Raw genomic sequence first — 23,288 nt, 5'->3', positions numbered from 1 at the left:
TCGTCCTCACTCGTACCTGAGCGCGTCGACGGGATCGAGCCGCGCCGCGCGCCAGGCGGGATAGAGCGTTGCCAGGAACGACAGCGTCAGCGCCATGATCACGACCGCGGCGGTCTCGCCGAAATCGATCTCCGCCGGCAGGCGGGAAAGGAAATACAGCGTCGGATCGAACAACGGCGTGTTGGTGAGCCACGACAGGAACTGCCGGATCGATTCGATATTGAGGCAGATCAGCAGTCCGACCATGAAGCCGACGAACGTCCCGACGACGCCGATCGAGGCGCCGGTGATCAGGAATATCCGCATGATCGAACCCTGCGAGGCGCCCATGGTGCGCAGGATCGCGATGTCCTGGCCCTTGTCTTTTACCAGCATGATCAGGCCGGAGACGATATTGAGGGCTGCGACCAGCACGATCATGGTCAGGATCAGGAACATCACGTTGCGCTCGACCTGCAGCGCGTTGAAGAAGGTCGAATTGCGCTGCCGCCAGTCGACCAGGAACACCGGCCGTCCCGCGGCCTCGGTCACGCTCTTGCGGTAGGCGTCGATCTTGTCGGGGTTGTCGGTGAACACCTCGATCGCGGTGACGTCGTCCTTGCGGTTGAAATAGGCCTGCGACTCCGGCAGCGGCATGAACACGAAGCTCGAATCGTATTCCGACATGCCGATCTCGAACACCGCCGCGATCTTGTAGGGCTTGATGCGCGGAGTCGTGCCCATCGGGGTCACGGCCCCCTTCGGGGCCACCAGCGTGATGCTGTCGCCGGCATGCAGCGACAATTGATCGGCGAGCCGCCGCCCGATGGCGACGCCCTGGCCCTCGTCGAAGCCTTCCAGCGTGCCCTGCTTGATGTTCGAGGCGATCGAGGTGAGATTGTTGAGGTCGTCGGCGCGCATGCCGCGCACCAGCACGCCGGAGGCGTTGAAGGCCGAGGATGCCAGCGCCTGGCCGTCGACGACCGGCGCCGCCAGCCGGATGCCCTGAACCCCGCTGATCCGCTCGGCGACGTCCTTCCAGTCGGTCAGCGGCGATTCCAAGGGCTGCACCAGCAAATGGCCGTTGAGGCCGAGGATCTTGTCCAAGAGTTCCTTGCGGAAGCCGTTCATGACGGCCATCACGATGATCAGCGTGGCGACGCCGAGCATGATGCCGAGGAACGAAAAGCCGGCGATGACGGAGATGAAGCCTTCCTTGCGACGCGCCCGCAAGTAACGCCCGGACAGCAGCCATTCGAAGGCCGCAAAGGGCGGGGTTCGGATTGTTTCGCTCATGGTCTCATCCATCTTTCGATAATCCCATGATTCGGGGCCAAATGTGGCCGGACTGGCCAACATTAACGGCCACTTCGTGGATAATCTTATTTACCCGTGTTTGCCCGTTATCTTGGCCACCACGTCCGCCGGGCTGAGATTCTCGCGCGACCCGTCGCTGCGCCGCTTGATCTCCAGTTTGCCCTCGGCAAGCCCCTTGGGACCGACCAGAATCTGCCAGGGAATGCCGATCAGGTCGGCGGCGGCGAATTTCGCGCCCGCGCGCTGGTCGGTGTCGTCGTACAGCACATCGACGCCCTTGGCCTCGAGTTCGCGGTAGAGCTTCTCGCAGGCCGCATCGGTATCTTCCGAGCCCTGCTTCAGGTTCAGGATCACGGCGGTGAACGGCGCCACGGCTTCCGGCCATTTGATGCCGGCATCGTCGTGGCAGGCCTCGATAATGGCACCGACCAGGCGCGACACGCCGACACCGTAGGAGCCGCCATGGATCGGCACGTCGATGCCGTCGGGGCCGGCGACCATGGCCTTCATGGCGTCGGAATACTTGGTGCCGAAATAGAAGATCTGGCCGACCTCGATACCGCGGGTGTGGACCTTCTTCTCGGCCGGCACTTCGCTGTCGAAGCGCGCGGCGTCATGAACGTCCTCGGTCGCGGCATAGACCGAGGTCCACTGCTTGATGATCGCCGTGAGATCGCCGTCATAGTCGACGTCGTCGCCCGGGATCAGCAGGTTGAGCACGTCGCTGTCGCAATAGACGCCTGACTCGCCGGTTTCGGCGAGCACGATGAACTCGTGGCTGAGATCGCCGCCGATTGGGCCGGTCTCGGCGCGCATCGGGATCGCCTTCAACCCCATCCGCGCGAAGGTTCTGAGATAAGCGACGAACATCCGGTTATAGGAACGCCGCGCCGCGGCTTCGTCGATGTCGAACGAATAGGCATCCTTCATCAGGAATTCGCGGCCGCGCATCACGCCGAAGCGCGGACGCTGCTCGTCGCGGAACTTCCACTGGATGTGGTAGAGGTTGAGCGGCAGGCTCTTGTAGGATTTGACATAGGCGCGGAAGATCTCGGTGATCATTTCCTCGTTGGTCGGCCCGTACAGCAATTCGCGCTTGTGGCGGTCGTTGATGCGCAGCATCTCCGGACCATAGGCGTCGTAACGGCCGCTCTCGCGCCAGAGGTCGGCGAGCTGCAGCGTCGGCATCAGAAGTTCAAGCGCGCCGGCGCGGTCCTGTTCCTCGCGGACGATCTGCTCGATCTTCTTCAGCACCCGAAATCCCAGCGGCAACCACGCATAGATGCCGGCCGCTTCCTGCCGCATCATGCCCGCGCGCAGCATCAGCCGGTGCGAGACGATCTCCGCTTCTTTCGGATTCTCTTTCAGGATGGGCAGGAAAAACCGCGACAATCGCATGGACAAACTCTGGGAATCAGTTGGGGACACGAGGGAGAAGCAGTGAAACCGGATCGGGTGTGAAAAGACAAGGCCGGAGGCTATGAAAAAGCCGCAGGAAATGCGGATTTCCGGCCGATTTCGCCGATGAATTAAGGCATTGGCATGAAGTGCCCCGCCGCCGCTCCGTCATTGCGAGCGGAGCGACGTGTCCGCCGAAGCTCAACGAGCGAAGGCGGAAGCAATCCATCTTGTAGCCCGGATGAGCGTAGCGATATCCGGGGCGGTGCGAGAGTTGTCCCGGACGTCGCTTCGCTCATCCGGGCTACGCAATGACGGAGGACTCCAATCACCGCACCTCGAAATCGTCTTCCAGCGTGACCTTCTCGAAATCGGACACCAGCGCATCGATCTGCATGTGCCAGCGGCCGGGCTGCGGCAACGGCACGCCGCGCACATGCCAATAACCGTCCGGCCCGCGCACGGCGTTGCGTTCGATCGGTTCGATGCCGCGCTCGGGCAGGCTCAGCGTCAACGTCGCTTCCTTGGCCGCGAGCTGGCTGCCGTCGCCCGTCATCAGTTGCAACACGAAATCGTCGGCGCCTACCTTGCCCGGCGATATCAGCACCTGGAACATCGCCGTCTCGGTATGGATGTGAACCGCAAGCGGCGCGTCGGCGGAATCGGCCAGCGCCCGCGGCGGCGTCGTGAAACGCCAGCCTGCGACCGCGATGAGAATGCCGACCACCAGCAGGAATTCCAGAAATACCGATCCGCCGAAGGTCCGCGTATTCTTTCCATCCAGCACGACCGCCGGCGTGAGAAAAAACCGGTTCAGCGCCGCCAGCGCAAGCAGCAGCACCACCAGCACGAGCTTGACCAAGAGGATGATGCCGTACCAAGTGTCGATCAGCGCGCGAAAACTCTCCAGTTGAATGATCGCGAGCACGAGGCCGGTCAACACCAACAGACCCACCAGCGGCACCGCCACGGTCGAGAATTGCCGGAGCACCCGCGGCAAGTCGTTGTGCCGCCGCCGCGCCATCACCACCAGCGGCGCCAGGGCGCCGACCCAATAGGCGACCGCGATGCCGTGAACGAACACCAGCGTCGGCGTCAACCACTCCGGCGGCGCGGTCGCGGCATGGCCGGAGGTCGCCAGCGAAAACCCGACGCCGATCATCGCCAGCGAGGTCAGCATCCAGGCCATCGTCATGGTCGGGCTTTGCCAAGCGAGCCGCGCGACGGCCATCGCGGCGATCGCTATCAGCATCGACGGTCCAAGGCTGGTGCCGAGCGCGCCCTTCCATGGCGCCAGGGTCACCAGTGCCAAGAGTGGAAGGTTGAGCAGGTCGAGGCCCTGCAGGCCCAGCGATGCCACCGCGCAGGCCAAGCCGATCGCGAGCGAACCAAGGATGGTCTTCGCGCCGTACGGCCCAAACCCGATCCAGGCGGCGAAGAACACGCCGCCGACACCAACAAACAATCCGAGATAGACGCCGATCCGCGCCAGCCAGATCAGGCTTGCTGTGGTGACAGAGATCGAACCGGCGTTGGCCGAAGCCGCATTGCCGGTCGCCGCGCCGATCGAAAACACCACCGCCCCCGCCACCGGATGCCCATCCTGCGACACCACGCGATAGCTCAGGACTTGCGTGCCGCGCGGCAACTTCTCGGGCAAGACGATCTCGACCGCCTGGTCGACGGCACGCATGGTGACGTCGTGCGCCTTGCCGTCAGCATCGATCAGGCTCGCTACCGCCGGCACCACGCTCTCATTGAAGCGCAGCTGCATGGCCTTCGGCGCCTCAGCCAGCACGCTGCCATCGGCCGGCTCCGCGGAGATCAACGACGCGTGCGCCGACGCTCCGGTCGCAAGACAGAGCGCCACCAGCAGCGCCGCAAGGCCGGCGATAAAGCGCGTCATCGGCGCGCTACGGTTTTGGCATCAGCTTGACGCCGGGCGCCGGCGACTTGCTGCCGTGACCGTGAGCCTCGCCTTCCTTGGGAATGTCGATCCAGCGGCTCACCCCCTGCTCGCATTCCTGCACCACCGGAAAATACAGTGTGGTGTTCGGCTTCAGGCCATCGGTGAGAAACGTCGAGACCACGAACTCATCGTATTGGTGATCCGGCAGTTTGCCGCCGCTCCACACCACTTCCTTGACGCCCTCGGACAGTTTGCTGCCGTGAAAGTCGTATTCGGCGGCATACTTGCCGTTGATCGCCTCGACGTTCCAGCCGGCTTTCGGCATCGGCTTCGCAGCAATCACCCCTTCCGGAATCTGCACGCGGATCTTTGTCGTCGCCGATCCCGCGCAGCCATGCGGCACCGCGAACACCGCCTTGTAGGACGATCCGATCGTCGCCTGTTTGCCTTCGAGCGAAACATGTGCACCGGCCGGCGACACGACCAGCGCTGCGACAATGCCTAAAACGGCCCTTCCCGTCCTCACTTTTTCATCTCCATGTGACCGCCGGAATGATCCATGCCGCCGGGTCCCTGGGCGCCGACGCCCTGCACGTCCAGCGTCAAATTCACGTTGCCGGCCTTTTCGAACTCGAGCGTCACCGGCACCTTCTCGCCCTGCTTGAGCGGGCCCTTCAGGTCGAACATCATCAGATGATAGCCGCCCGGCGCCAGCTTCACGGTCTTGCCCGGCTCAATCACCAGCCCCTTGTCGAGCGGACGCATGGTCATGACACCGTTGTTCATCGTCATCTCGTGGACTTCGACCTTGCCGGCGATGTCGCCTCTGCCCCCGATCAGCCGGTCCGGCGCGGCGCCCTTGTTCTCGATGGTGAGATAACCGCCGGCGATCTTGGCGCCGTTCGGCGTAGCGCGGCTCCAGACCTGCGAGATCACGAGGTCACCGGCCTTGACCTCTTCGGCACGGGCGGGAACGGCAAGCAGCGCCACCGCGAGTGCCGCGAAAGTGAAGGTGCGTGAGAATGCGTTCATCGAGTTTCCTTAGGTTTCTTGTTGGTGGCGTCGGACGGCAGATTAAATACTAGAACGTGTATTTCCCGGCGAGAACGAACGTCCTGCCCGGGAACGGGTGGAACAGGAAGTACTGCTGATTGAAGAGATTATCGATCCCGAAATCGAAGGCGAAATTCTTCGTCGCATTGTAGTGGACCTTCATGTCCACCACAAAGAAGTTGTCGAAGGCGCCGTAGACGTGGGGAATCCTGTCGGTGTTATCGAGCGTCGAATACTGCTTGCCGCTGTAGCGCGCCGCGACCGTATAGGCCCAGCTTTCATTCGGCCGGTAAGTCACCCCGAACTTGGACCGCCAGTCCGGAACGAACGGAACCCGTTTGCCGACCACCGTCGTCGGCTTGTTCGTCAGGGGATCGAGGCCGGCCCAGCTCGGGTCGGACAGGATCCGTGAATCGACATAGGTAACGCTGCCGAACAGTTGCAGTCCCTTGATCCCGACATTGTCCTTTTCGGCCGACAGTTCGACGCCCTGCATCCGGATCGCATCGACATTGCTGATTGTGGTGGTTGGCGTCTGCGCCTGCGTCATCGGATTGGTCACGAGGTTGGTCTGCGAGATGATCGCGTCGTAGGTTTTTTCCTTGAACAACGTCAGCCGGACCCGCCCGTCACTCCATTTGCGCTCGACGTTCAATTCGCCTGTGAAATCGTGCTCTGGTGCCAGAAACGGATTGGCGAAGGTCGCGACGCCGCCAACCGTGACGTTCTGATAGAGTTCGGTGACGGTCGGATAGCGATAGGCCTCGCCGAAGCTCGCGGTGACATTCCAATCCTTGTTCGGATCGAACGAGAGCGATGCCTTTGGCGAGAAGTTCGTCGAACTCAGTTCCGGTTGATTTTTGGGTACCAGCGTCAACTGGGGAATCGGCACAGCCGGCGTCCCGGTGCCCGCCGCGGTGTTGGGGTTGATGTTGAAACCATCGAGCGCCCGCCAGTCCTCCAGCCGCCCGCCCAATGTCAGTTTCAAATTGGGAGCGATTTTCCAGGCGTCCTGCACCCACAGTGCGCCGGTGCGAGTTTCGCCGACCCCGGTGGAGAATATTTGGCCGGTGCCGGTCGAGGATGTCGCGTACCAGACCGACGACAGGTAGACCGGATTTTCGAAACGATAGCGGTCACCATGGACGCCGAAGCTGACCTGGTGCGGACCATCGACGCCGAACGGCCGCCAGATGCCCTTGGCGTCGGCGTTCTGCCAGTTGGTGCCGTCGTTGCGCGTGATCTTGCCGTTCAGCGAATAGCCAACGCCCGCTGGGGCGACCGTGAACGGGTTGAGCATGATGTCTTGCAAATAATTGTAGGTCGACGCCGACAGGTCGAAATCGAACACACCCTTGGTGTCGCTCTTGAGCGAAACGGCGTTGCTGAGATGGGTCTGGTCCCAAGTGTATTTGCTGCCGGCAAAGCCCACGATGCCGGCAAAGGTCGGCGCACCCGTCGCCGTCGATCGCAGATAGGTCTGCGGGTCCGACGTCTGGTGGTTATTCCAGACCCCCAGCGAATACGTCGCCTGCACCAGCGGCGAGACATCGTAGGCCAGCCGCAGATTGGCTGAGGTCTGCTGGGAATGGGCGAGCGTGCCGGTGCCGACCACGTTTGCAGGGATCCCCTGTTTGTTCAGCGCCGGAAACGTTCCGCTGGTCCCTGCCGGAATCGTACCGTTGGTCGTGTAGGTCAACGGTTGCTGATAGGAATCGAGATAGTTGGCGCTGACGAGCCACGATAGCGGCCCCTTGCGGTCGCCCGCCGCCGCGCTGGTCTGGCTGGTCACATAGGTGTCCTTGGTGCCGTATTGGTTCCACGGCATGACCGACACCGTCTCCTTGGCGACCGCTAACGGCTTGTCCGGCATCTTCGAGGTGATCAGCAGCACCCCACCGATCGAATTGCCGGGATAGGCAGCCGCGAACGGCCCGTTGAGGAAATCGACGCGGCCGATCGCTTCCGGCGAGATCAGGTTCCACTTCGGCGAGGCGCCGGAATTGTTGTTGCCGATCAGCGCGGAAATCAGGAGATCATCGTAGTAGATCAGCGTGCGCGCACTCGAATTGAGGCCCCAGCTCCGGGTTGCCAGCACCGCCTGGTTGTCGCCGTCGTTGCGTTTCCGCACGAACAGGCTCGGCATGTATTTGACGGCATCCTCAGGGTCCTTGAGATTGATGGTTTCATCGATCTGCTTGGCGGTGACGCTGTAGGACTGTTGCGGAAGCTGAAACCGCGCGACCGCGGCCGGCGGCCCCAGCGACGCATTGGCGCCGGCGCCCGTGGTATCGACGACGACCACCGGCCGCTGCCGCTCCGGTGCCGCAACTGCCTGCGACGGCCGTCGGGTCGCAGCGCGCGTGGCGGGATTAACGACGGCGCGCCGGGCCTGCGTCCGCGGCGCGTCGACCGTGACGGGCGGCAACACTTTGGCGTCACCGCTTTGCGCACGTGCAACGCCGGCGGACGCCAGCAGCGCCGCCTGAATTGCAATCGCGCTCACACCGGCGAGGGCATGATAACGAAACATGGAATTGTCCTGACACCGGCGCAGTTAAGCCGGCCCACTCAATGGCATTGACCGGCGCGAAAGATCGCTCCGGTCGCGAGGTCGTCAGGAAACGATCGGGGGGGCGCGCGCCTGCGCATGCGAGCCGGCGCGGGAAGCAAACCGCGTGGGCGTGAACTCGGTCCAGACCACATGCGCGGCCGGGGGGGCAAAAGTGATCGCTGCCGCGATTTGCGGCACATCGACCGGCGCGCCGGTCTGCAGCACGCTGCAAACTGAACAGCACCCGTCGTGGGCGCGATGGCCGGTCTGGTCGGACTGCCCGTTCGGGGCAGCGCCATTGCCGTGGCAGATCACGGCGGCGGCAAGCGGATCGGACGCGGCGATGCTGGCAGCCCAGCAAGCGCCGATCGGTGCGAAAATCTGCACCACCAGCGCCAATAGAGCGATTGGCAGAAAATTCTTCAGCCGCTTGCGCATCACAAACCTATTCCGATCCCCACCCAATCACCGCGCAAGCTCCCAGTCCAGATCGAGGCCGAGCTATCTCTCTCATTCCTCAGCGCCAACAAATCTCAGTACCTACGAAGAATGGATTGCGGGATGCAGCGTACCCAGTACCCCGACAATCGTAAAAATCATCAACGCCAGAGCGATCTCGATCACGCTGTTGCGTGCAAGTTTGCGACGCGCATCGCCCTCGGTCGCAGGCGATAGCGGCAAGGCGAGCCGGGGCGTCCACCAAAACCGATTTACCGCCGCAACCGAAAGCATGGCAACAAACAGCGCGATCTTCAGCAACAGCAGCTTCCCGTAGCCGGTAGCGGTCAAGGCGTGAAGAGAGCCGACCAAAATCCACGAGTCGACGAAACCCGTCACGAATATCGCCAGGACAGCCGCGACGCCGAGGGTTGAAAAACGCCGGGTGGCCTCAGACGCAAACGAAGCGCTTGCGACCGTGCGGTCCTGCGTGCTCGCCGATAACAGCACCACCAGCGAAACAAGGCCCCCGATCCAGATGGCTGCGGCGCCCAGATGGAGGGTATCGGCTGCCAAATGCACAATCCCCATGGAGCCGGCGGTCGATCCCGCATGTCCGGTCCACGCGATGGCCGCAGTCAGGCATAGGGACATCGCCAACCCAAGCCAGCGCGCCGACGGAACCCGGTCATACCTCAGACAGCCGGCCAGAATGATCGCCAGTGCAAAGCGGATTTCCGCGACCTGCCCGAATTGCGTCTGGTTCAACACGGCCAGCATAACCTCGGAGGTCGCGGCGTCCTCAAGCGAAAGACCGCTCATGCTGGCCGCCACCAGCGGCAGCCAAATCAGGCCCGAGGCCACCGATAGCGCAAGACCGATCCGGGCCAGGCGCAGGAGTTGCACCCTGACCCTCGGCCCGGACGGCGTCTGCAGGCAAAAGGCCGTGTCGACTGCCATCGCGCGGAAAACCAAAATCCCCGTTGTCATCGCGGTCACCGCGAAGTGCAGCGCACGAATCACAACCAGGGGATCGTCGATCTCCGCGCCCAGCCCATCCATTGGTTTGCCCGCGGCTCTACTGGCCGACCCGGAACGAGTAACTGCCGTCGGTCCGGTGCGCGTCCACCGAGAGCACGCGCCAGATGACACGATAGGTCCCGGTGCCCCCCGCTGTCAGCGAAATCGACATCTGGTTGCCGCTGACGCGGGGCTTGCCGGTATCAACCCGTTTTCCCGCGGCGTTGGTCACGGTGACGGAACTGAATGAAGCCTCAAGTTTTTGGGTGAACCAGAGCGTCACCTCGCTCGGCGCCGTCGCAACGGTGTTACCAACGCGCGGTTCGGCGCGATCGAGAAGCGCATGTGCGGTGGCATTGTTCGTTGCCAGCAGAAGCAGCATTGGGGTGATCGCGGCGAGCATCGCGCGACGCGTTGTCGATTTTATGGGCATGGCGGGTTCCTGTTTCATCGTCAATTTCGAACCAAGGAAGGCGACACGGCGTTGCCGAATATCGGCCTGCCGATCCCGCGTGGATCGAGGTCATCGAGATAGAAGTGCAATTGGCCGATGACGCCTACATTGGTGCCGCTCTGCCGGTTGATGGGTATCAGCGCCTCGACACCGATCTGAAAACCGCTTCCGATCCAGAGGAAGCCCGGGTTGATGGTGCCCGTCGTCAACGTGCCGGACGTAAACGTATTCGAGACGGGGGTTTGCATGGTTGCTTCAACCAGCGGAATGAAGCGGTTGAGAAAATCCGGCAGGCCGAGATCGATCACGGCCGATTTCAGATAGGGCATGCTGTACTGGATCGTCCCACCCCAATTCAGCACGCGCGGATGAAATTCGGTATCTACGGTTGGATCCCCGCTGTCGGGGTCGATTCCAAAGGTCGTGGTCGAATTTCTGCCCGGAATCGCGTAGCCGACCTGACCGGTGACGGCTACCGGCCGTATCCACGACAGTGTGTCCGGAAGATCGCCGAACCCTTTGCCGAAATACAGGGTCGGCGTGTAGGTGTTGAACTGTTCCGCGCCCACGCGTTGCGCGCCGGTCCTGCCCCATTCGACGTTGAGGCCGACCGACATGACGAACTCGTGCACCGGGTCCTTGAACAGGCGGTATTTGAAGGTCGTCTCCAGATTTTGAAATCCGTCCGCTCCCATCCCGGTCGGCCCGCTTGGCGCGCTGAGATGGCTGTGCGTGACGCCGAACGAAACTGCGAACGCCTCGGTAATGCGCTTTGAGAACTCCCCCGAGATATCGCGTTGCCGGAAGGAAGGATCGTCGCCGGTCTTGAAAGACGAGACGGTGGGGATGGACAATTCGTCGTTGACGCCGGGATCGTCGATTTCAAGCGTCGCCGGAAAAAAACGATTGCCGACGATTTCGTGAGCAACACCTTCCCCAACTGGAACGAGTGCAACCACGAGCCCGGGCAGGCCCGCGCGCAGGAAGCGCATAAACATGAGAATTCTCCGCAATCTGAGGCGTGAACGCATCGGAACGGCCTATCGGCCGGCAGGTTCACGTCAACAGGGGGGCGCGCGCGCCTGCGCATGCGAGCCGGCCCGGGAAGCAAACCGCGCGGGCGTAAACTCGGTCCAGACCACATGCGCGGCCAGGGGAGCAAAAGTGATCGCTGCCGCGATTTGCGGCACATCGACCGGCGCCCCGGTCTGCAAGACACTGCAAACCGAACAGCACCCGTCGTGGGCGCGATGGCCGGTCTGGTCGGACTGCCCGCTCGGGGCAGCGCCATTGCCGTGGCAGATTACGGCGGCGGCAAGCGGATCGGACGCGGCGATGCTGGCAGCCCAGCAAGCACCGATCGGTGCGAAAATCTGCACCACCAGCGCCAATAGAACGATTGGCAGAAAATTCTTCAGCCGTGCGCGCATCACCAGCCCATCCGAAGCAGAACCTAATCACCTAGGGAGTCCGAAGTCGAGATCAGGTTCCCGGGTTTTTAATTCCTCCTCCCGGGATTAACCGGCCCGCTTTGGTGTCGGCGGCGCCCATGAAAACAGCCTACCGAATTACCGCCTTTTTGAAGTATCGCCGACGACCCGCAACCAATAGTGGTGAAATCTCAATCATTTCGCAGATTGCTGGAATTTTGAACAATCGTTGCTGAAAATGATGACAAGACGAACGAGATGGTCTAACAGTGCGGGCTCAGGCTGGCCGAGAGGTCTTAGTCTGGTGGTCCAAGTCTCGGGAGGAGCCCTGACGCGCACAAGCAGCGTCGCCTCGGTCATCAAGATCAAATCCAAATCTTCGAGGAAATTAAGGGTCGACACAATTTTTGAGCAGGGCTAGCGCCCTGCTCTTTTTTTTCGATAACGTTTTCGAGCGAAGACGACGCTTTAAAAAAATCGAGAGATGCTCCGAACAAGCATGCCTGCGTCGAATCCGATCGAGCGAAGTTTCGAGATTGCCGCCGAGCGCTGCGAGGACATCACGCCGCTGGTTTATGACCGTCTGCATCGCGAGCACCCGGAAACGCTGACCATGTTCCGGACCGAGGGCAGCGAACCCGTCAAGGGTTCGATGCTGGCGCTGACGATCGACGCGATCCTGGATTTCGCGGGCGCCCGCACCGGGCATTTCCGCATGATCGAATGCGAGATCTCCTCGCACGACGCCTACGGCACGCCGCGCGACCTGTTCATCGCCTTCTTCGGCATCGTCGCCCGGACGCTGCGCGAAATCCTGGGCGAGGATTGGTCGCCCGAGATCGATGCGGCGTGGCGTCGCCTGCTCGGCGAGATCGAGGCGCTGGTCGCCCAAACCGTACCGGCGTAATTACTCGACGCAGCTCTTCATGAAATCCTTGCGCTGCGGCCCGACGATATTCTGATCGATCGCCTGTTTGAGGCAATCGAGCCGCGCCTGCATCATGCAGAGCTGCATCTGGTCGTTCCTGGCCTGCCCCTTCACCGCCTGCGACGCGGTCTGGCAAGCGAGCTTTTTTCCGCCCGGCACAGGCGCCGCAGCGGTCGCCGGACTTGCAGGTGCTGCTGCGGCCGGCGGCATTGCCGCGGTGGAACCGGCGGGTGCCGGCGCGCCGGTGGTTTGGGCCAACGCAACCGTTGTGGCGACAGTCGCGAGCGCGAGCGAACCGGCGACGATGGCGGCGGCAAAAATTCTCATGGTCGGGATCCCCGGATGTTGAGCGGCGTTTTCTTAATGCCCCGGTCCTGAACGCGTTGTGAATGGAATGCGGCCGGCCGTCATCACACCACATTTCCCAACAGGTCATGTTTCCAGCAAGTTCTGCGTTTGATTTGCGATGCGACCATTCAGAATTTGTTCAGAAGGAACTCGCTCTACTGCCGCCCTGCCGTTACCGGGACAGTGACATGCGCCGAGCCGAACGATCATTCCGGATTGCCGTTTGCGGATGCGGTGCGGCGCTGGCGCTGTCGGCGGCATCCGCTGCCGCCGGCGAATTGAAGCCAGTCGATTTTGCCTTGATGGACCGGCTGACATGGGGCGTCACCACGACGGCAGCCGAACATCTTAGGGCTGTTGGAACCGACCGCTGGCTCGACGAGCAACTGCACCCGAAGGAACGGCCGGCGCTGCCGCCATCGGTGCAGTCGCAGATCGAGGCGATGCCTGACGTGCACCGGTTGCCGTTCGACGTCGCCAATGCCTTCGACAAGCAAAGCCGCACGGCCAATCAGCTCTCCGACCCCGAACAGAAGAAGGCGGCGCAGCAGGCTTTTCAGCAGGCCATGAACGATCGCGGTCGGCAGGCGGCGGCGCGCAGCATCCTGCGGGCGCTGTACGCACCGGACCAGTTGCGGGAACGGATGGTCTGGTTCTGGTTCAACCACTTCAATGTGCATCTCTACAAGGCCAACATCCGCGTCATGATCGGCGACTACGAGGATCGCGCGATCCGGCCGTTTGCGATGGGACGCTTCCGCGACCTGCTGTCGGCGACGCTGCGTCATCCGGCGATGCTGCGCTATCTCGACAATGCCGACAACGCCGCCGGCCATCTCAACGAGAACTATGCGCGCGAGATCATGGAACTGCACACCATGGGCGTCAGCTCCGGCTACACCCAAACCGACGTCGAGGAACTGGCGCGGATTCTGACCGGCGTCGGCATCGACCTCAAGGGCGAGGATCCGAAACTCAAGCCGGAGCTGCAGCCGCAATTGTTCCGCGAAGGCGCGTTCGAGTTCAACCCGGCGCGGCACGACTACGGCGACAAGATGTTTTTGGGTCACCCGATCAAGGGCCGCGGCCTCGCCGAGGTCGACGAGGCACTCGACATTCTGTGCCGGCAGCCGGCTACGGCAACCCGGATCGCGCAGAAGCTCGCGACCTATTTCGTCAGCGATACGCCCCCCGCCCCGCTGGTCCAGCGCATGGCACAGACCTTTCAGAAGACCGACGGCGACATCGCAGCCGTGCTGTCGACCATGGTCCACGCTCCCGAATTCACGACATCGCTGAAGTCAGGCACCAAGTTCAAGGACAGCGTCCAGTACGTGTTGTCGGCCGTGCGCATGGCCTATGACGACAAGGTCATTCTCAACACCAACCCGATCCAGAACTGGCTGAATCGTTTGGCCGAAGGCCTGTTCAACCGTCCGACGCCGGACGGCTATCCGCTGACCTCGGCGACCTGGAACGGACCGGGACAGATGATGGTGCGGTTCGAGATCGCCCGTCAGATCGGCTCGGGATCATCAGGGCTGTTCAAGCCCGATGTTCCCAATGCGACGGACCAGCCGGCGTTTCCGCTGATTCAGAACGCGCTGTTCTTCGGCAGCCTGCGGCAGACGCTGAGCGCCACCACGCAAGCCGCGCTGGACCAGGCGGTGTCGCCACAGGACTGGAATACGCTGTTCCTGTCGTCGCCGGAATTCATGCACTGAGAAGCACGCCGCGTTTGCGAAAAGGAGCCTGCTAATGAATCGTCGCGAACTGATCAAGGCCTTTGCCGCCACCGCCTCGCTGACGGTCGCCGGAAGAGTCTGGGCGGCGCCGTCCACCGACGCGCGGCTTTTGGTGGTGTTCCTGCGCGGCGCCTATGACGCCGCCAATGTCGTGGTGCCGACGGGAAGCGATTTCTATTATGCCTCGCGGCCGACGCTCGCGATCGCCCGGCCGGATGCGGGCAATCCCAACGCGGCGCTGGCGTTGAATTCGGACTGGGGGCTGCACCCGGCGCTGCGCGACAGCCTCTATCCGCTATGGGCCAAGCGCGAGATCGCGTTCATTCCGTTTGCCGGGCCGTCGGACGACGTCAGCCGCAGCCATTTCGAAACCCAGGACACGATCGAGCTCGGCCAGGCCGTCGGCGGCTCGCGCGACTACCGCTCCGGCTTCATGAGCCGGCTGGCGGCGGAGCTCACGCGGGTCAAGCCGATTGCCTTTACCGACCAGTTGCCGCTGACGTTCCGCGGCAAGGCGCAAATCCCCAATGTCGGCATCAACGCCGTCGGCAAACCCGCGATCGACGACCGCCAGGCCAAGCTCATCAAGCAGATGTATGCGCATAGTGATCTCGCATCCGCGGTCGAGGAAGGTTTCAAGGTGCGCGACGACGTCTACCGCTCGATCTCGGAGGAAATGACCGCCGCCAACCGCGGCGCGGTGTCGCCACGCGGCTTCGAGCTTTCCGCCCGCCGGATCGGCCGGCTGATGCGCGAGCAGTATAATCTCGGTTTCGTCGACGTCGGCGGCTGGGACACCCATGTCAACCAGGGCGCGGCGCAAGGCTACCTCGCCGACCGGCTCGGCGAGCTCGGGCGGGCGCTGGCGGGATTTGCCGAGGAAGTCGGCCCGGCCTGGCGCGACACCGTCGTCGTCACGATCTCGGAGTTCGGGCGCACGTTCCGGGAAAACGGCGATCGCGGCACCGACCACGGCCATGGCAGCGCCTATTGGGTGCTCGGCGGCGGCATCAATGGCGGCCGGATTTTGGGCGAGCAGGTCAAGGTCGAACAGCCAAACCTGTTCCAGAATCGCGATTACCCGGTGCTGACGGATTATCGAAGCCTGTTCGCCGGCCTGCTGCAGCGCATGTATGGCCTGCAGACGCCGAGCCTGGAGCGGATATTCGCCTCGATCCGGCCGGCCGATCTCGGAATCGTCTAAGCGCGCCGGAGCGGGGACGCGCCCTACTCCCGCTCCAGGAAATTCGATCCGATATCGGCCTTTTTCTTGATCGGGTCGTAGTCGCAATAGACGCTGTCGGCGACCAACGTATAGCTCGCGATCACCGTGTACTTGTCCGGCCTGACCGAATTCAGGCCGACCACGGTGGTCTGCTTGCCGCCATTCCATTTGAACGGGGTCGTGCTCGACGCCTTCTCGCAGGCCGCGACCGCGTCGGCAAACACCGCGCCCTCGACAAAGGCCTTGACCGTGCGGAGCTGACCCAGCGTCTTCCGGTTCATGTAGAACGATCCCGCAAGGCCGGCGACGATCAGGATCAAAAGTCCGACAACGCATCTTTGAAACGTCATTCCTGCTCTCCAAAACCACTCAAATCCCGAAAAAATTCCAGCGGACCGGAAGAAAACTTCCCCGTGGAAACCCGGAATATGACTATCGCATCTTGCGAACTTTGTCCGAACCGGATTTCCTGCCTGCGCCGGCCCGACATCGCGATTCATCCAGATTTTGGCCAGCCAAAGGGCATACCGGATCGATGACCGACAACGATCTTGAGACCATTGCGTTACGTCCCGCCGTCGTCGACGGCGTGCAGCGGGATGACGACTTTGAGGTGGTCTGGCGCGGTCTTCCGATCGGACGAATCATGAAGCAGCCCGACACCGCGCACTGGTGGTGGGGCTGCAACATCTATGGCCAGCCGGCGACCCCGGGTGACCGGGGCCCGGCCATCAATTTCAAGGACTGCCAGGTCCGGTTCAAACTCGCCTGGGCCAGGATCAGGCCGACACTGACCGAGGAAGCGATCGCGGTCGCCACGCGGCACGCCGAAACGCTGCAGTCCCAACAACCGGGCGCAGCGGGGCAAGCCGCCCAGGATTCTCTTCAGGTGCTGGAGACCAAGCGCGCGGCGCTGCGGCAACGGGTATTGAAATCGGCTTCGATCGAGTTCAATGGCGGCGTCATCGATTGCGTCATCCGGAATATCTCGGAGACCGGCGCAGCGCTTGAGGTCGCGAGCCCGCTCGGCATCCCCGAAACGTTCAACCTGGTGACCTCCGGCGACCACTCCCGCCGCCGCTGCCAGGTCGCCTGGCGCCGGGACAAGCGGATCGGCGTTGCCTTTACGTAAAAGCCGCCGGCGGTCGTGCGGCTATTCTTCGAGCGCCATCATAACGACTGAGATGCATAGTTGTATGATCGGTCCGTGACAGGCGCGCGAACACCCCTTGCGGTTGCAGCAACGATCGCGCTTGCCCTCGCGTTGAATTGGATGCACACTTCACTTGCGTACCTGCAATTCGGTACTTGCGGCGCTTGACGCGCGTCGTATGCCCGGCGGCACATTCCGCATGGGATCGGGCAATCACTCCCCCGAGGAAGCCCCCGTTCATCGCGTCACGGTCGACGGCTTCTGGATGGGGCACCACGCGCCCCCAGACGTTATCCGAGGACCGGTCTGAAGACCTTGCAAAGAAAAGAGAAGGCTTGGTGAAAAAACGAAAAGGGTAATGCGAGTGGAGCGACGCGTTTGAAATCAATCAAACTACCCATGTGGCTTCGCGTTGTGCTGCTCGTGACCGTCGCCGTTCTCGGGACGGGTGCAGGTGTGCTAGCCTATCACTACTACAAGCATCCCACAGCGCTGACCGTCGCCGTCGGTTCGATCGATGGTGAAGCCGCCAGGGCCATGACCGTCATTGCGAACCGGCTCGTTTCGGACAACGCCCCGGTGCGGTTGACGATTGTCGACACCGGCACTGTGGTCGAGGCCGCCAAAGCGTTTTCGGCCGGGAAAGCCGATCTCGCCGCCGTGCGGGGCGACGTCGGCGATCTGTCGCAAGCGCAAGCGGTCGTCATCCTGGCCCATTTGACCGCGCTGATCGTCGCGCCGCCGGGTTCATCCCTGGACAGCATCGACGCGCTGAAAAATCGTCGAGTTGGCGTGATAGGTGGCGAGGCGAACGCCCGGCTCGTCGATGTCTTGAGCAAGACCTATGGCCTGTCGAAGGCAAAGGTCTTCAAGGACGTCGCGATAGCGGATGTCAGGGCGGCGTTTCAATCAAAAGACATCAGCGCCTTGCTGGTCGCGATCCCTCTGACCGAGAAGTATTTGTCCCTGGTCAAGGGATTTTTCCAGCAAGGTCCCAAGACATCGCCGGTGCTGATTTCTATCGATTCCGCTGGCGCCATCGCCGAGACCGAACGGGCCTATGAAAGCTTCGACGTGCCCAAGGGAACACTGCGCGGAGTCCCGCCCGTGCCCGAGGATGATCTAACCACGCTTCGAACGTCGCTCTATCTGGTTGCGAACAAGAAGCTCAGCTCCAACACGATCGCGACACTGACGCAGACCATTATGGGGGTGCGGAGAGAGCTGCTCGGCGAACAGCCGATCTTTGCGCAAATCGCCGCCGCCAGCACCGACTCCGATGCCTTTATTCCCGTCCATCCCGGAGCAGCGGCGTTCTACAACGGCACGCAACAGAGCTTCATGGATCAATACTCAAACGAGATATTTCTGGCGCCAATGATATTGGGCGGCATCGCCTCGGTGCTCGCGGCGGCCTGGAAGTTCCTGGGGATCGGGAATCCGGAAACCATTCAAGGCCCGCTCGATTCACTCTACGCCCTGGCACGACGGATACGTAAAGCCGCTACCGACGCCGAACTCGAAACGATCGAAGATGAAATCGACGGCATTCTGAGGGCACAGCGCGCGCTGGCGGCGAGCGGCGACGAAAACGCGATCGATGCTTCCACATTGAATGTCGCAGCTCATCGGCTGGAGAACCTGATTCACGATCGGCGAATGTTGCTTGCGGCGAGACCGGGGATCGTGTCCGCCGCCTGAGAAGATGTGGGCGGATTTTGGGGAGCCCGAAGCCATGAGTTCTTTCAAGATGGCGGAGAATTCGCGGGTATGAAGGACCTATTGATCTCGCTCCTTGTGTTCGCGGTGATATTTGGCGGCGCGCTGGTTGGAATGGCTGTCCGGCCGCTATTGTCGGAACACCATCTGCACGCGGATTCCAAGGACGTCGTCAAGCTGACCGCGGGCCTGATTGGCACTCTGACCGCACTCGTCCTGGGTCTGTTGATCGCATCCGCCAAAAATACGTTCGACCAGAAAACCAACCAGGTCCGGCAGATGACCTCAACGGTCATCGTCCTGGACGATCTGCTTGCGCAGTACGGTCCGGAAGCAACATCTCTCCGAAAGCTCCTGCGGCAGAGCATACCACCGTTGGCCGATCGCATTTGGCACGAGCAGGCGAACCCGGCCGGCCAACCCGCTCGCTTCGAGTCCGGCGTGGAGGCACACGCATTCGACAATGAGCTCCAGCGGCTATCGCCGAACAACGATACGCAACGTTCCCTACAGTCTCGCGCCATTGCGGCTTTCACGGAAGGCGCGCAGATGCGACTGCAGTTGTTCACGCAGGCCGGCAGCTCAATTCCGACGCCTTTTCTGGTAATTGTGGTATTTTGGCTGAGCGCGATCTTTGTGAGCGTCACCCTGTTTGCGCGGGCAAACACGGTCGTCACGATCTCTCTGTTTGTATGTGCGCTGTCGTTTGCCGGCGCGATCTTTCTGGTCCTGGAGCTGGATGATCCCTTCACGGGACTCATGGGGATTTCAAGCGCGATACTGCGGGATGCGCTGTTGCCGCTGAGCTCGTGAGCTCCGGTGGTCAGGACATACGCAATGTAAGGAGGCGCTCGTTGGCCGGGAACCGCAAGCGTGACGCCGATCGGCCTGGCGGTTCTCTCCGCTGACTGCCGCTATCTGCAGATCAACCGACGGCTTACTGAAATATGTGGGTTCTCCATCGCGAACATCTCAGTCGCTCCGTTCGGGAGTGCGTGCCGGCTTTAGCCGATGCGGTGGAAGGCATCGTCTGCTCGATCACGACGACTGGTGAGCCGATGATTGGCGGAAGGACAAGCGGATCGGCGTTGCCTTCACGTGAAAGCCGCTTCCGGCCAGGAGGCGGTCCTGCCGACGACGCTTTTCAGCGTCCCTGGATCGGCCGGCGCGAGCTGACGAGCGCCTTGGTCTTCACCGACGACGCATGCGCGGCCACTGAATAGTTCCTTGGCGACGCAACGTGCGGGGTCGATGCGCAATGTTCCTGATTGGCGTCGCAGGCCATCAGGCAATTGGTCTCTTCCGTGGCGGATGGATCCATCGCGGACGCCGCGCCAGCCGATGCGCACAGCAGCAGAAAAACCAGGCCGAGACCGCGCAGTGTAACGTGCATGTGTCCCTCCTCCTGTCCGCGCGGGCCTAGAACGGCATTCCCATCAGCTTCGACAGCCGCTCGATGTTGAAATAACCCTGATAATAGGCCCACATCGCGACCGCGAAAATCACGCCCGAGATCAGCGTGGTCCAGATCAGCTTGCGTCCCATCCGCGCCAGCACCGGCGCGCCGGGATCGGTGCCGGGCGCCGCCTCGCCGTCCTCGTGCTGGCTGCGCACGCCGAACGGCAGCGTCAGGAACAGCACGATCCACCACAGCACGAAGTAAATCGCAAACGCGGTTGAGAGGCTGTAGACCATGGAGCTCTAAGCCTGTTCGATTTCGACGAGCGCGCCGGAAAAATCCTTGGGGTGGAAGAACAGCACCGGCTTGCCGTGGGCGCCGATCTTCGGCACGCCGTCACCGAGCACCCGCGCGCCCTGCGCAATCAGGGTATCGCGTGCCGCGATGATGTCGGGCACGTCATAGCAGATGTGATGAATGCCGCCGTCGGCATTGCGCTCGACGAATTTGGCGATCGGCGATGTCTCGCCGAGCGGCTGGATGAACTCGATCTTGGTGTTGGGCAGCGTCACGAACACGGTGATGACGCCGTGCTCCGGCAGCGGCACCGCGCCGGAGATCTCGGCGCCGAACGCGCCGCCATAGATCCTGGCGGCCTTTTCCGCATCCTTGACCGCGATCGCGACATGATTGAGCCGACCCAGCATGACACTCCTCCACTTATTGTTTTATCAAACCGTCAGGACGTGAACGAGGCAGATCGGTTTCTTGCCCCAGTGCTCGTTGATGACGGCCCGCACCGCGCGGCGCACCGACTCAGCCATCGCATCCGGATCGCGCCGGCGCGCACGCGGCAGGTTCTCGACCGTCGAAACCACCACATCGAACACGATCTCGTCGATGACCTCGCCGGCCGCATTCTTCTCGGGGATACCGACGAGATCAACCTCGGGATCGTCGGATAACTCGCCTTTTTCGGTGACCGCAATCGCCACAAAGGCGCAGCCGGCAAAGCCCATCCGCCGCCGCTCGACCACGGCGCGCGACTTGGAATCCTCCAGGATGTTGCCGTCCTTGTACAGCCGCCCCGACGGCAGTTGTTCGATGATGCCGGGGTCGCCGGGCCCGAGCTTGACCAGGTCGCCGTTGCGGCAGATCAGCACTTTCGGCACCCCGGCGGCACGCGCGAGTTTGGCGTGCTCGTGCAGATGCAGCGGCTCGCCGTGGACCGGGATCAGGAGCTGCGGCCGCACCCACGAAATCATGTCGCGCAACTCGTCGCGGCGCGGATGGCCGGAGACATGGACGAGGTCCGTGCGGTCGGTGATGACCTCGATGCCCTGGGTCACCAGGCCATTGATGATGGCGCCGACCGCCTTCTCGTTGCCGGGAATGGTGCGCGAGGAAAAGATCACGGTGTCGCCCTGGTTCAGGGTGACCTGCGGATGGTCGTCATTGGCGATCCGCGCCAGCGCCGCGCGGGCTTCGCCCTGGCTACCGGTGCACAGCGCCAGCACCTTGTCCGGCGGGAAGTGGCCGTAGAGATCGGCGCCGCGGAAGTTCTGCACGCCGTCGAGAAAACCGGTCTCGCGCGCCACCTGGACCACGCGCTCCATGGCGCGGCCGACCACAACCACCTCGCGATCGGCGGCCTTTGCGGCGTCTGCGACGGCCTTGAGGCGGGCGACATTGGAGGCAAAGGTGGTGACCGCGACGCGGCCCTTGGCAGCTTTCACGAGCTTGGTAATGGTGGCGGCGACCTCGGTTTCCGAGGGCGAGCGCCCTTCCCGCACCGCGTTGGTGGAATCGCCGATCAGCGCCAGCACGCCGGCATCGCCGAGCTCGCGCAGGCGCCGCTCGTCGGTCGGCAGCCCGATGATCGGCGTCGGATCGATCTTCCAATCGCCGGTATGCAGCACGGTGCCGACCGACGTATGGATCGCCAACGCGTGCGATTCCGGAATCGAGTGGGCAACCGGAATGAACTCGACATTGAACGGCCCGAGGTCGATGCGACCGCCCGACGGCACCACCGTGACCGGGATTTTCGGCGCGTTGCGCTCGGCGGCGCATTTGGCCTCGAACAAGGCGGCGCTGAATTTTGTGGCGTAGATCGGGCATTGCAGCTTCGGCCAGAGATCGATGATGGCCCCGAAATGATCCTCATGGGCGTGCGTCAGCACCAGGCCCATCAGGTTCTTGCGTTCCTTTTCCAGGAAGCGGATGTCGGGCATGATCAGGTCGATGCCCGGCAGATGCTCCTCGTCGCCAAAGGAGACGCCGAGATCGACCGCGAGCCACGACCGCTGGTGGCGGTTGCCGAGCCCGTAGATCGACAGGTTCATGCCGATCTCGCCGACGCCGCCAAGCGGCGCAAAGGTCAGTTCATCCGGCCGCGCCATCACGCCGCTCCCGCGGAAGCTGCCGCGCCGAAATAGACCTCACCCGCCGCGATCGGCATGCGCTTGCCCTCGGCCGTGCGGACGATCAGGCAGCCGGTCTCGTCGATGGTATCGAAGGTCCCCTCGACCGTCACGGTGCCGGTATTGATGGCGACCCGCTCGCCGAGCCCGGCGGCGCGCTCCAGCCACAGTCTTCGGATCTCGGCAAAGCCGCGGCCATTGTCCCAGATGCCGCGGAATTCGACCCAGGCGTCCGACAGCGCCGAAAACAGCTCTTCCGCGCCGACATGGACGCCGAGCGTGGCCAGCGAGGTCGCCGGCGTCGGCGTCCCCTCGGGCGCGCCCACCACATTGGTACCGATGCCGATCACGACGGCGAGGCGGTCGCCGGGCACGGCTTCGGCCTCCAGCAGGATACCGGAGAGTTTTTTCTGCCCGGCCAACACGTCGTTCGGCCACTTCAGGGAGTATTTCAATTGATCCGATCCGGCCAAACGCATGTTGGCCTCTATGCTGAGCTTCTGTAGCGCGCTTTCGAGCGAAAGGCCCGCGGCAAAGCCCAGCGTGGCCGCGACCGATGGCGATACGTCCAGGATTTCAAGCACGCTGCTGGCGAGGTTGCCGCGCGGCGCGATCCAGGCGCGCTGCCGGCGGCCCCGTCCCGCGGTCTGCTCCGAGGTGACGAACCAGGCCGGGCTGCGCTCGCCGTCGCGCGCACGCGACATGGCTTCCGCATTGGTTGAACCGGCCTTGTCGAAGGCAAACAGGCGGTAGCCCGCCGATGCGGCTCGGGGACCGAGCGCGAACGTCATCTCAG

Annotated in this window: 24 protein-coding genes and 1 pseudogene; 7 read left to right on the top strand and 18 right to left on the bottom strand. The window is 62.7% G+C overall.

The window, feature by feature from the left end:
- Positions 1–6: 6 nt before the first annotated feature.
- From FFI89_RS16185 to FFI89_RS16135, 11 genes are all read right to left on the bottom strand, one after another.
- Entirely contained in the window at positions 7–1,287 is a 1,281-nt protein-coding gene (locus tag FFI89_RS16185; RefSeq protein WP_138838164.1) for a lipoprotein-releasing ABC transporter permease subunit, read from the bottom strand.
- A 78-nt stretch (positions 1,288–1,365) separates the two neighbouring features.
- Positions 1,366–2,694 (bottom strand): proline--tRNA ligase, encoded by a 1,329-nt coding sequence (gene proS / locus FFI89_RS16180; RefSeq protein ID WP_138838162.1) that lies wholly within the window; start codon positions 2,692–2,694, stop codon positions 1,366–1,368.
- Between the two features lie 328 nt (positions 2,695–3,022).
- A complete protein-coding gene (locus FFI89_RS16175) occupies positions 3,023–4,600 on the bottom strand; it encodes a copper resistance CopC/CopD family protein (protein WP_138838160.1) in 1,578 nt (525 codons plus the stop codon).
- A 7-nt stretch (positions 4,601–4,607) separates the two neighbouring features.
- Positions 4,608–5,129 (bottom strand): YcnI family protein, encoded by a 522-nt coding sequence (locus FFI89_RS16170; protein WP_138838157.1) that lies wholly within the window; start codon positions 5,127–5,129, stop codon positions 4,608–4,610.
- The gene (locus FFI89_RS16165) at positions 5,126–5,635 is read right to left on the bottom strand and encodes a copper chaperone PCu(A)C (RefSeq protein ID WP_138838155.1); all 510 of its coding nucleotides are present in this window, start codon (positions 5,633–5,635) and stop codon (positions 5,126–5,128) included. The genes FFI89_RS16170 and FFI89_RS16165 overlap by 4 nt, the downstream gene beginning before the upstream one ends.
- A 49-nt stretch (positions 5,636–5,684) precedes the next feature.
- On the bottom strand, positions 5,685–8,189 hold the full coding sequence (locus FFI89_RS16160) for a TonB-dependent receptor (RefSeq protein WP_138838153.1): 2,505 nt from the start codon (positions 8,187–8,189) through the stop codon (positions 5,685–5,687).
- A gap of 84 nt (positions 8,190–8,273) precedes the next feature.
- Positions 8,274–8,648: a DUF2946 family protein gene (locus FFI89_RS16155; RefSeq protein ID WP_138838151.1), complete on the bottom strand. Its 375-nt coding sequence runs from the start codon at positions 8,646–8,648 to the stop codon at positions 8,274–8,276.
- Between the two features lie 102 nt (positions 8,649–8,750).
- Positions 8,751–9,710 carry a copper homeostasis membrane protein CopD gene (gene copD, locus FFI89_RS16150; RefSeq protein ID WP_138838148.1) on the bottom strand — a complete coding sequence of 320 codons (960 nt, stop codon included), beginning with the start codon at positions 9,708–9,710 and terminating at the stop codon, positions 8,751–8,753.
- Positions 9,711–9,726: 16 nt separating this feature from the next.
- The gene (locus FFI89_RS16145; protein ID WP_246669505.1) at positions 9,727–10,119 is read right to left on the bottom strand and encodes a copper resistance CopC family protein; all 393 of its coding nucleotides are present in this window, start codon (positions 10,117–10,119) and stop codon (positions 9,727–9,729) included.
- 2 nt (positions 10,120–10,121) lie between these two features.
- Entirely contained in the window at positions 10,122–11,120 is a 999-nt protein-coding gene (locus FFI89_RS16140; RefSeq protein ID WP_138838146.1) for a hypothetical protein, read from the bottom strand.
- Between the two features lie 63 nt (positions 11,121–11,183).
- Positions 11,184–11,552 carry a DUF2946 family protein gene (locus FFI89_RS16135; RefSeq protein ID WP_138838144.1) on the bottom strand — a complete coding sequence of 123 codons (369 nt, stop codon included), beginning with the start codon at positions 11,550–11,552 and terminating at the stop codon, positions 11,184–11,186.
- A gap of 499 nt (positions 11,553–12,051) precedes the next feature.
- On the opposite strand from FFI89_RS16135, the gene FFI89_RS16130 reads away from it, so the two are divergent.
- Positions 12,052–12,459: a globin gene (locus FFI89_RS16130; RefSeq protein WP_138838142.1), complete on the top strand. Its 408-nt coding sequence runs from the start codon at positions 12,052–12,054 to the stop codon at positions 12,457–12,459.
- On the opposite strand, the gene FFI89_RS16125 is transcribed toward FFI89_RS16130, so the two are convergent.
- The gene (locus FFI89_RS16125; protein ID WP_138838139.1) at positions 12,460–12,807 is read right to left on the bottom strand and encodes a hypothetical protein; all 348 of its coding nucleotides are present in this window, start codon (positions 12,805–12,807) and stop codon (positions 12,460–12,462) included.
- Between the two features lie 209 nt (positions 12,808–13,016).
- Here FFI89_RS16125 and FFI89_RS16120 point away from each other — a divergent pair, with 209 nt between their 5' ends.
- Positions 13,017–14,552, top strand: coding sequence for a DUF1800 domain-containing protein (locus FFI89_RS16120; RefSeq protein WP_138838137.1), 1,536 nt, complete (start codon positions 13,017–13,019; stop codon positions 14,550–14,552).
- Positions 14,553–14,586: 34 nt separating this feature from the next.
- Positions 14,587–15,777, top strand: coding sequence for a DUF1501 domain-containing protein (locus FFI89_RS16115; protein ID WP_138838135.1), 1,191 nt, complete (start codon positions 14,587–14,589; stop codon positions 15,775–15,777).
- A gap of 23 nt (positions 15,778–15,800) precedes the next feature.
- Here FFI89_RS16115 and FFI89_RS16110 read toward each other — a convergent pair whose 3' ends face one another.
- The gene (locus tag FFI89_RS16110; protein ID WP_138838132.1) at positions 15,801–16,148 is read right to left on the bottom strand and encodes a hypothetical protein; all 348 of its coding nucleotides are present in this window, start codon (positions 16,146–16,148) and stop codon (positions 15,801–15,803) included.
- 185 nt (positions 16,149–16,333) lie between these two features.
- Here FFI89_RS16110 and FFI89_RS35360 point away from each other — a divergent pair, with 185 nt between their 5' ends.
- The 4 genes and pseudogenes from FFI89_RS35360 (at position 16,334) to FFI89_RS16090 (ending at position 19,483) form a co-directional block, all read left to right on the top strand.
- The gene (locus FFI89_RS35360; RefSeq protein ID WP_371722491.1) at positions 16,334–16,930 is read left to right on the top strand and encodes a PilZ domain-containing protein; all 597 of its coding nucleotides are present in this window, start codon (positions 16,334–16,336) and stop codon (positions 16,928–16,930) included.
- Between the two features lie 199 nt (positions 16,931–17,129).
- Positions 17,130–17,219 (top strand): annotated as a pseudogene (locus FFI89_RS16100) (SUMF1/EgtB/PvdO family nonheme iron enzyme); the annotation flags it as partial.
- 110 nt (positions 17,220–17,329) lie between these two features.
- Positions 17,330–18,652: a TAXI family TRAP transporter solute-binding subunit gene (locus FFI89_RS16095; protein WP_138838130.1), complete on the top strand. Its 1,323-nt coding sequence runs from the start codon at positions 17,330–17,332 to the stop codon at positions 18,650–18,652.
- Between the two features lie 69 nt (positions 18,653–18,721).
- Positions 18,722–19,483 carry a DUF4239 domain-containing protein gene (locus FFI89_RS16090; RefSeq protein WP_138838128.1) on the top strand — a complete coding sequence of 254 codons (762 nt, stop codon included), beginning with the start codon at positions 18,722–18,724 and terminating at the stop codon, positions 19,481–19,483.
- A 331-nt stretch (positions 19,484–19,814) separates the two neighbouring features.
- Here FFI89_RS16090 and FFI89_RS34360 read toward each other — a convergent pair whose 3' ends face one another.
- From FFI89_RS34360 to FFI89_RS16065, 5 genes are read right to left on the bottom strand one after another with little or no spacing between them, the layout of a single operon-like run.
- Positions 19,815–20,063: a hypothetical protein gene (locus FFI89_RS34360; protein WP_168212908.1), complete on the bottom strand. Its 249-nt coding sequence runs from the start codon at positions 20,061–20,063 to the stop codon at positions 19,815–19,817.
- 26 nt (positions 20,064–20,089) lie between these two features.
- A complete protein-coding gene (locus tag FFI89_RS16080) occupies positions 20,090–20,365 on the bottom strand; it encodes a DUF1467 family protein (RefSeq protein WP_138838126.1) in 276 nt (91 codons plus the stop codon).
- A gap of 6 nt (positions 20,366–20,371) precedes the next feature.
- On the bottom strand, positions 20,372–20,776 hold the full coding sequence (gene mce / locus FFI89_RS16075) for a methylmalonyl-CoA epimerase (RefSeq protein WP_138838124.1): 405 nt from the start codon (positions 20,774–20,776) through the stop codon (positions 20,372–20,374).
- Positions 20,777–20,800: 24 nt separating this feature from the next.
- Positions 20,801–22,471 carry a ribonuclease J gene (locus FFI89_RS16070; protein ID WP_138838121.1) on the bottom strand — a complete coding sequence of 557 codons (1,671 nt, stop codon included), beginning with the start codon at positions 22,469–22,471 and terminating at the stop codon, positions 20,801–20,803.
- Positions 22,471–23,283: a biotin--[acetyl-CoA-carboxylase] ligase gene (locus FFI89_RS16065; protein WP_138838118.1), complete on the bottom strand. Its 813-nt coding sequence runs from the start codon at positions 23,281–23,283 to the stop codon at positions 22,471–22,473. The genes FFI89_RS16070 and FFI89_RS16065 overlap by 1 nt, the downstream gene beginning before the upstream one ends.
- Positions 23,284–23,288: the final 5 nt, after the last annotated feature.

Source organism: Bradyrhizobium sp. KBS0727, assembly GCF_005937885.2.
In the GTDB taxonomy this organism is placed as follows: domain Bacteria; phylum Pseudomonadota; class Alphaproteobacteria; order Rhizobiales; family Xanthobacteraceae; genus Bradyrhizobium.
Note: the sequence above shows the minus strand (reverse complement) of the source record. Positions and strands in the feature narration are given on the sequence as shown.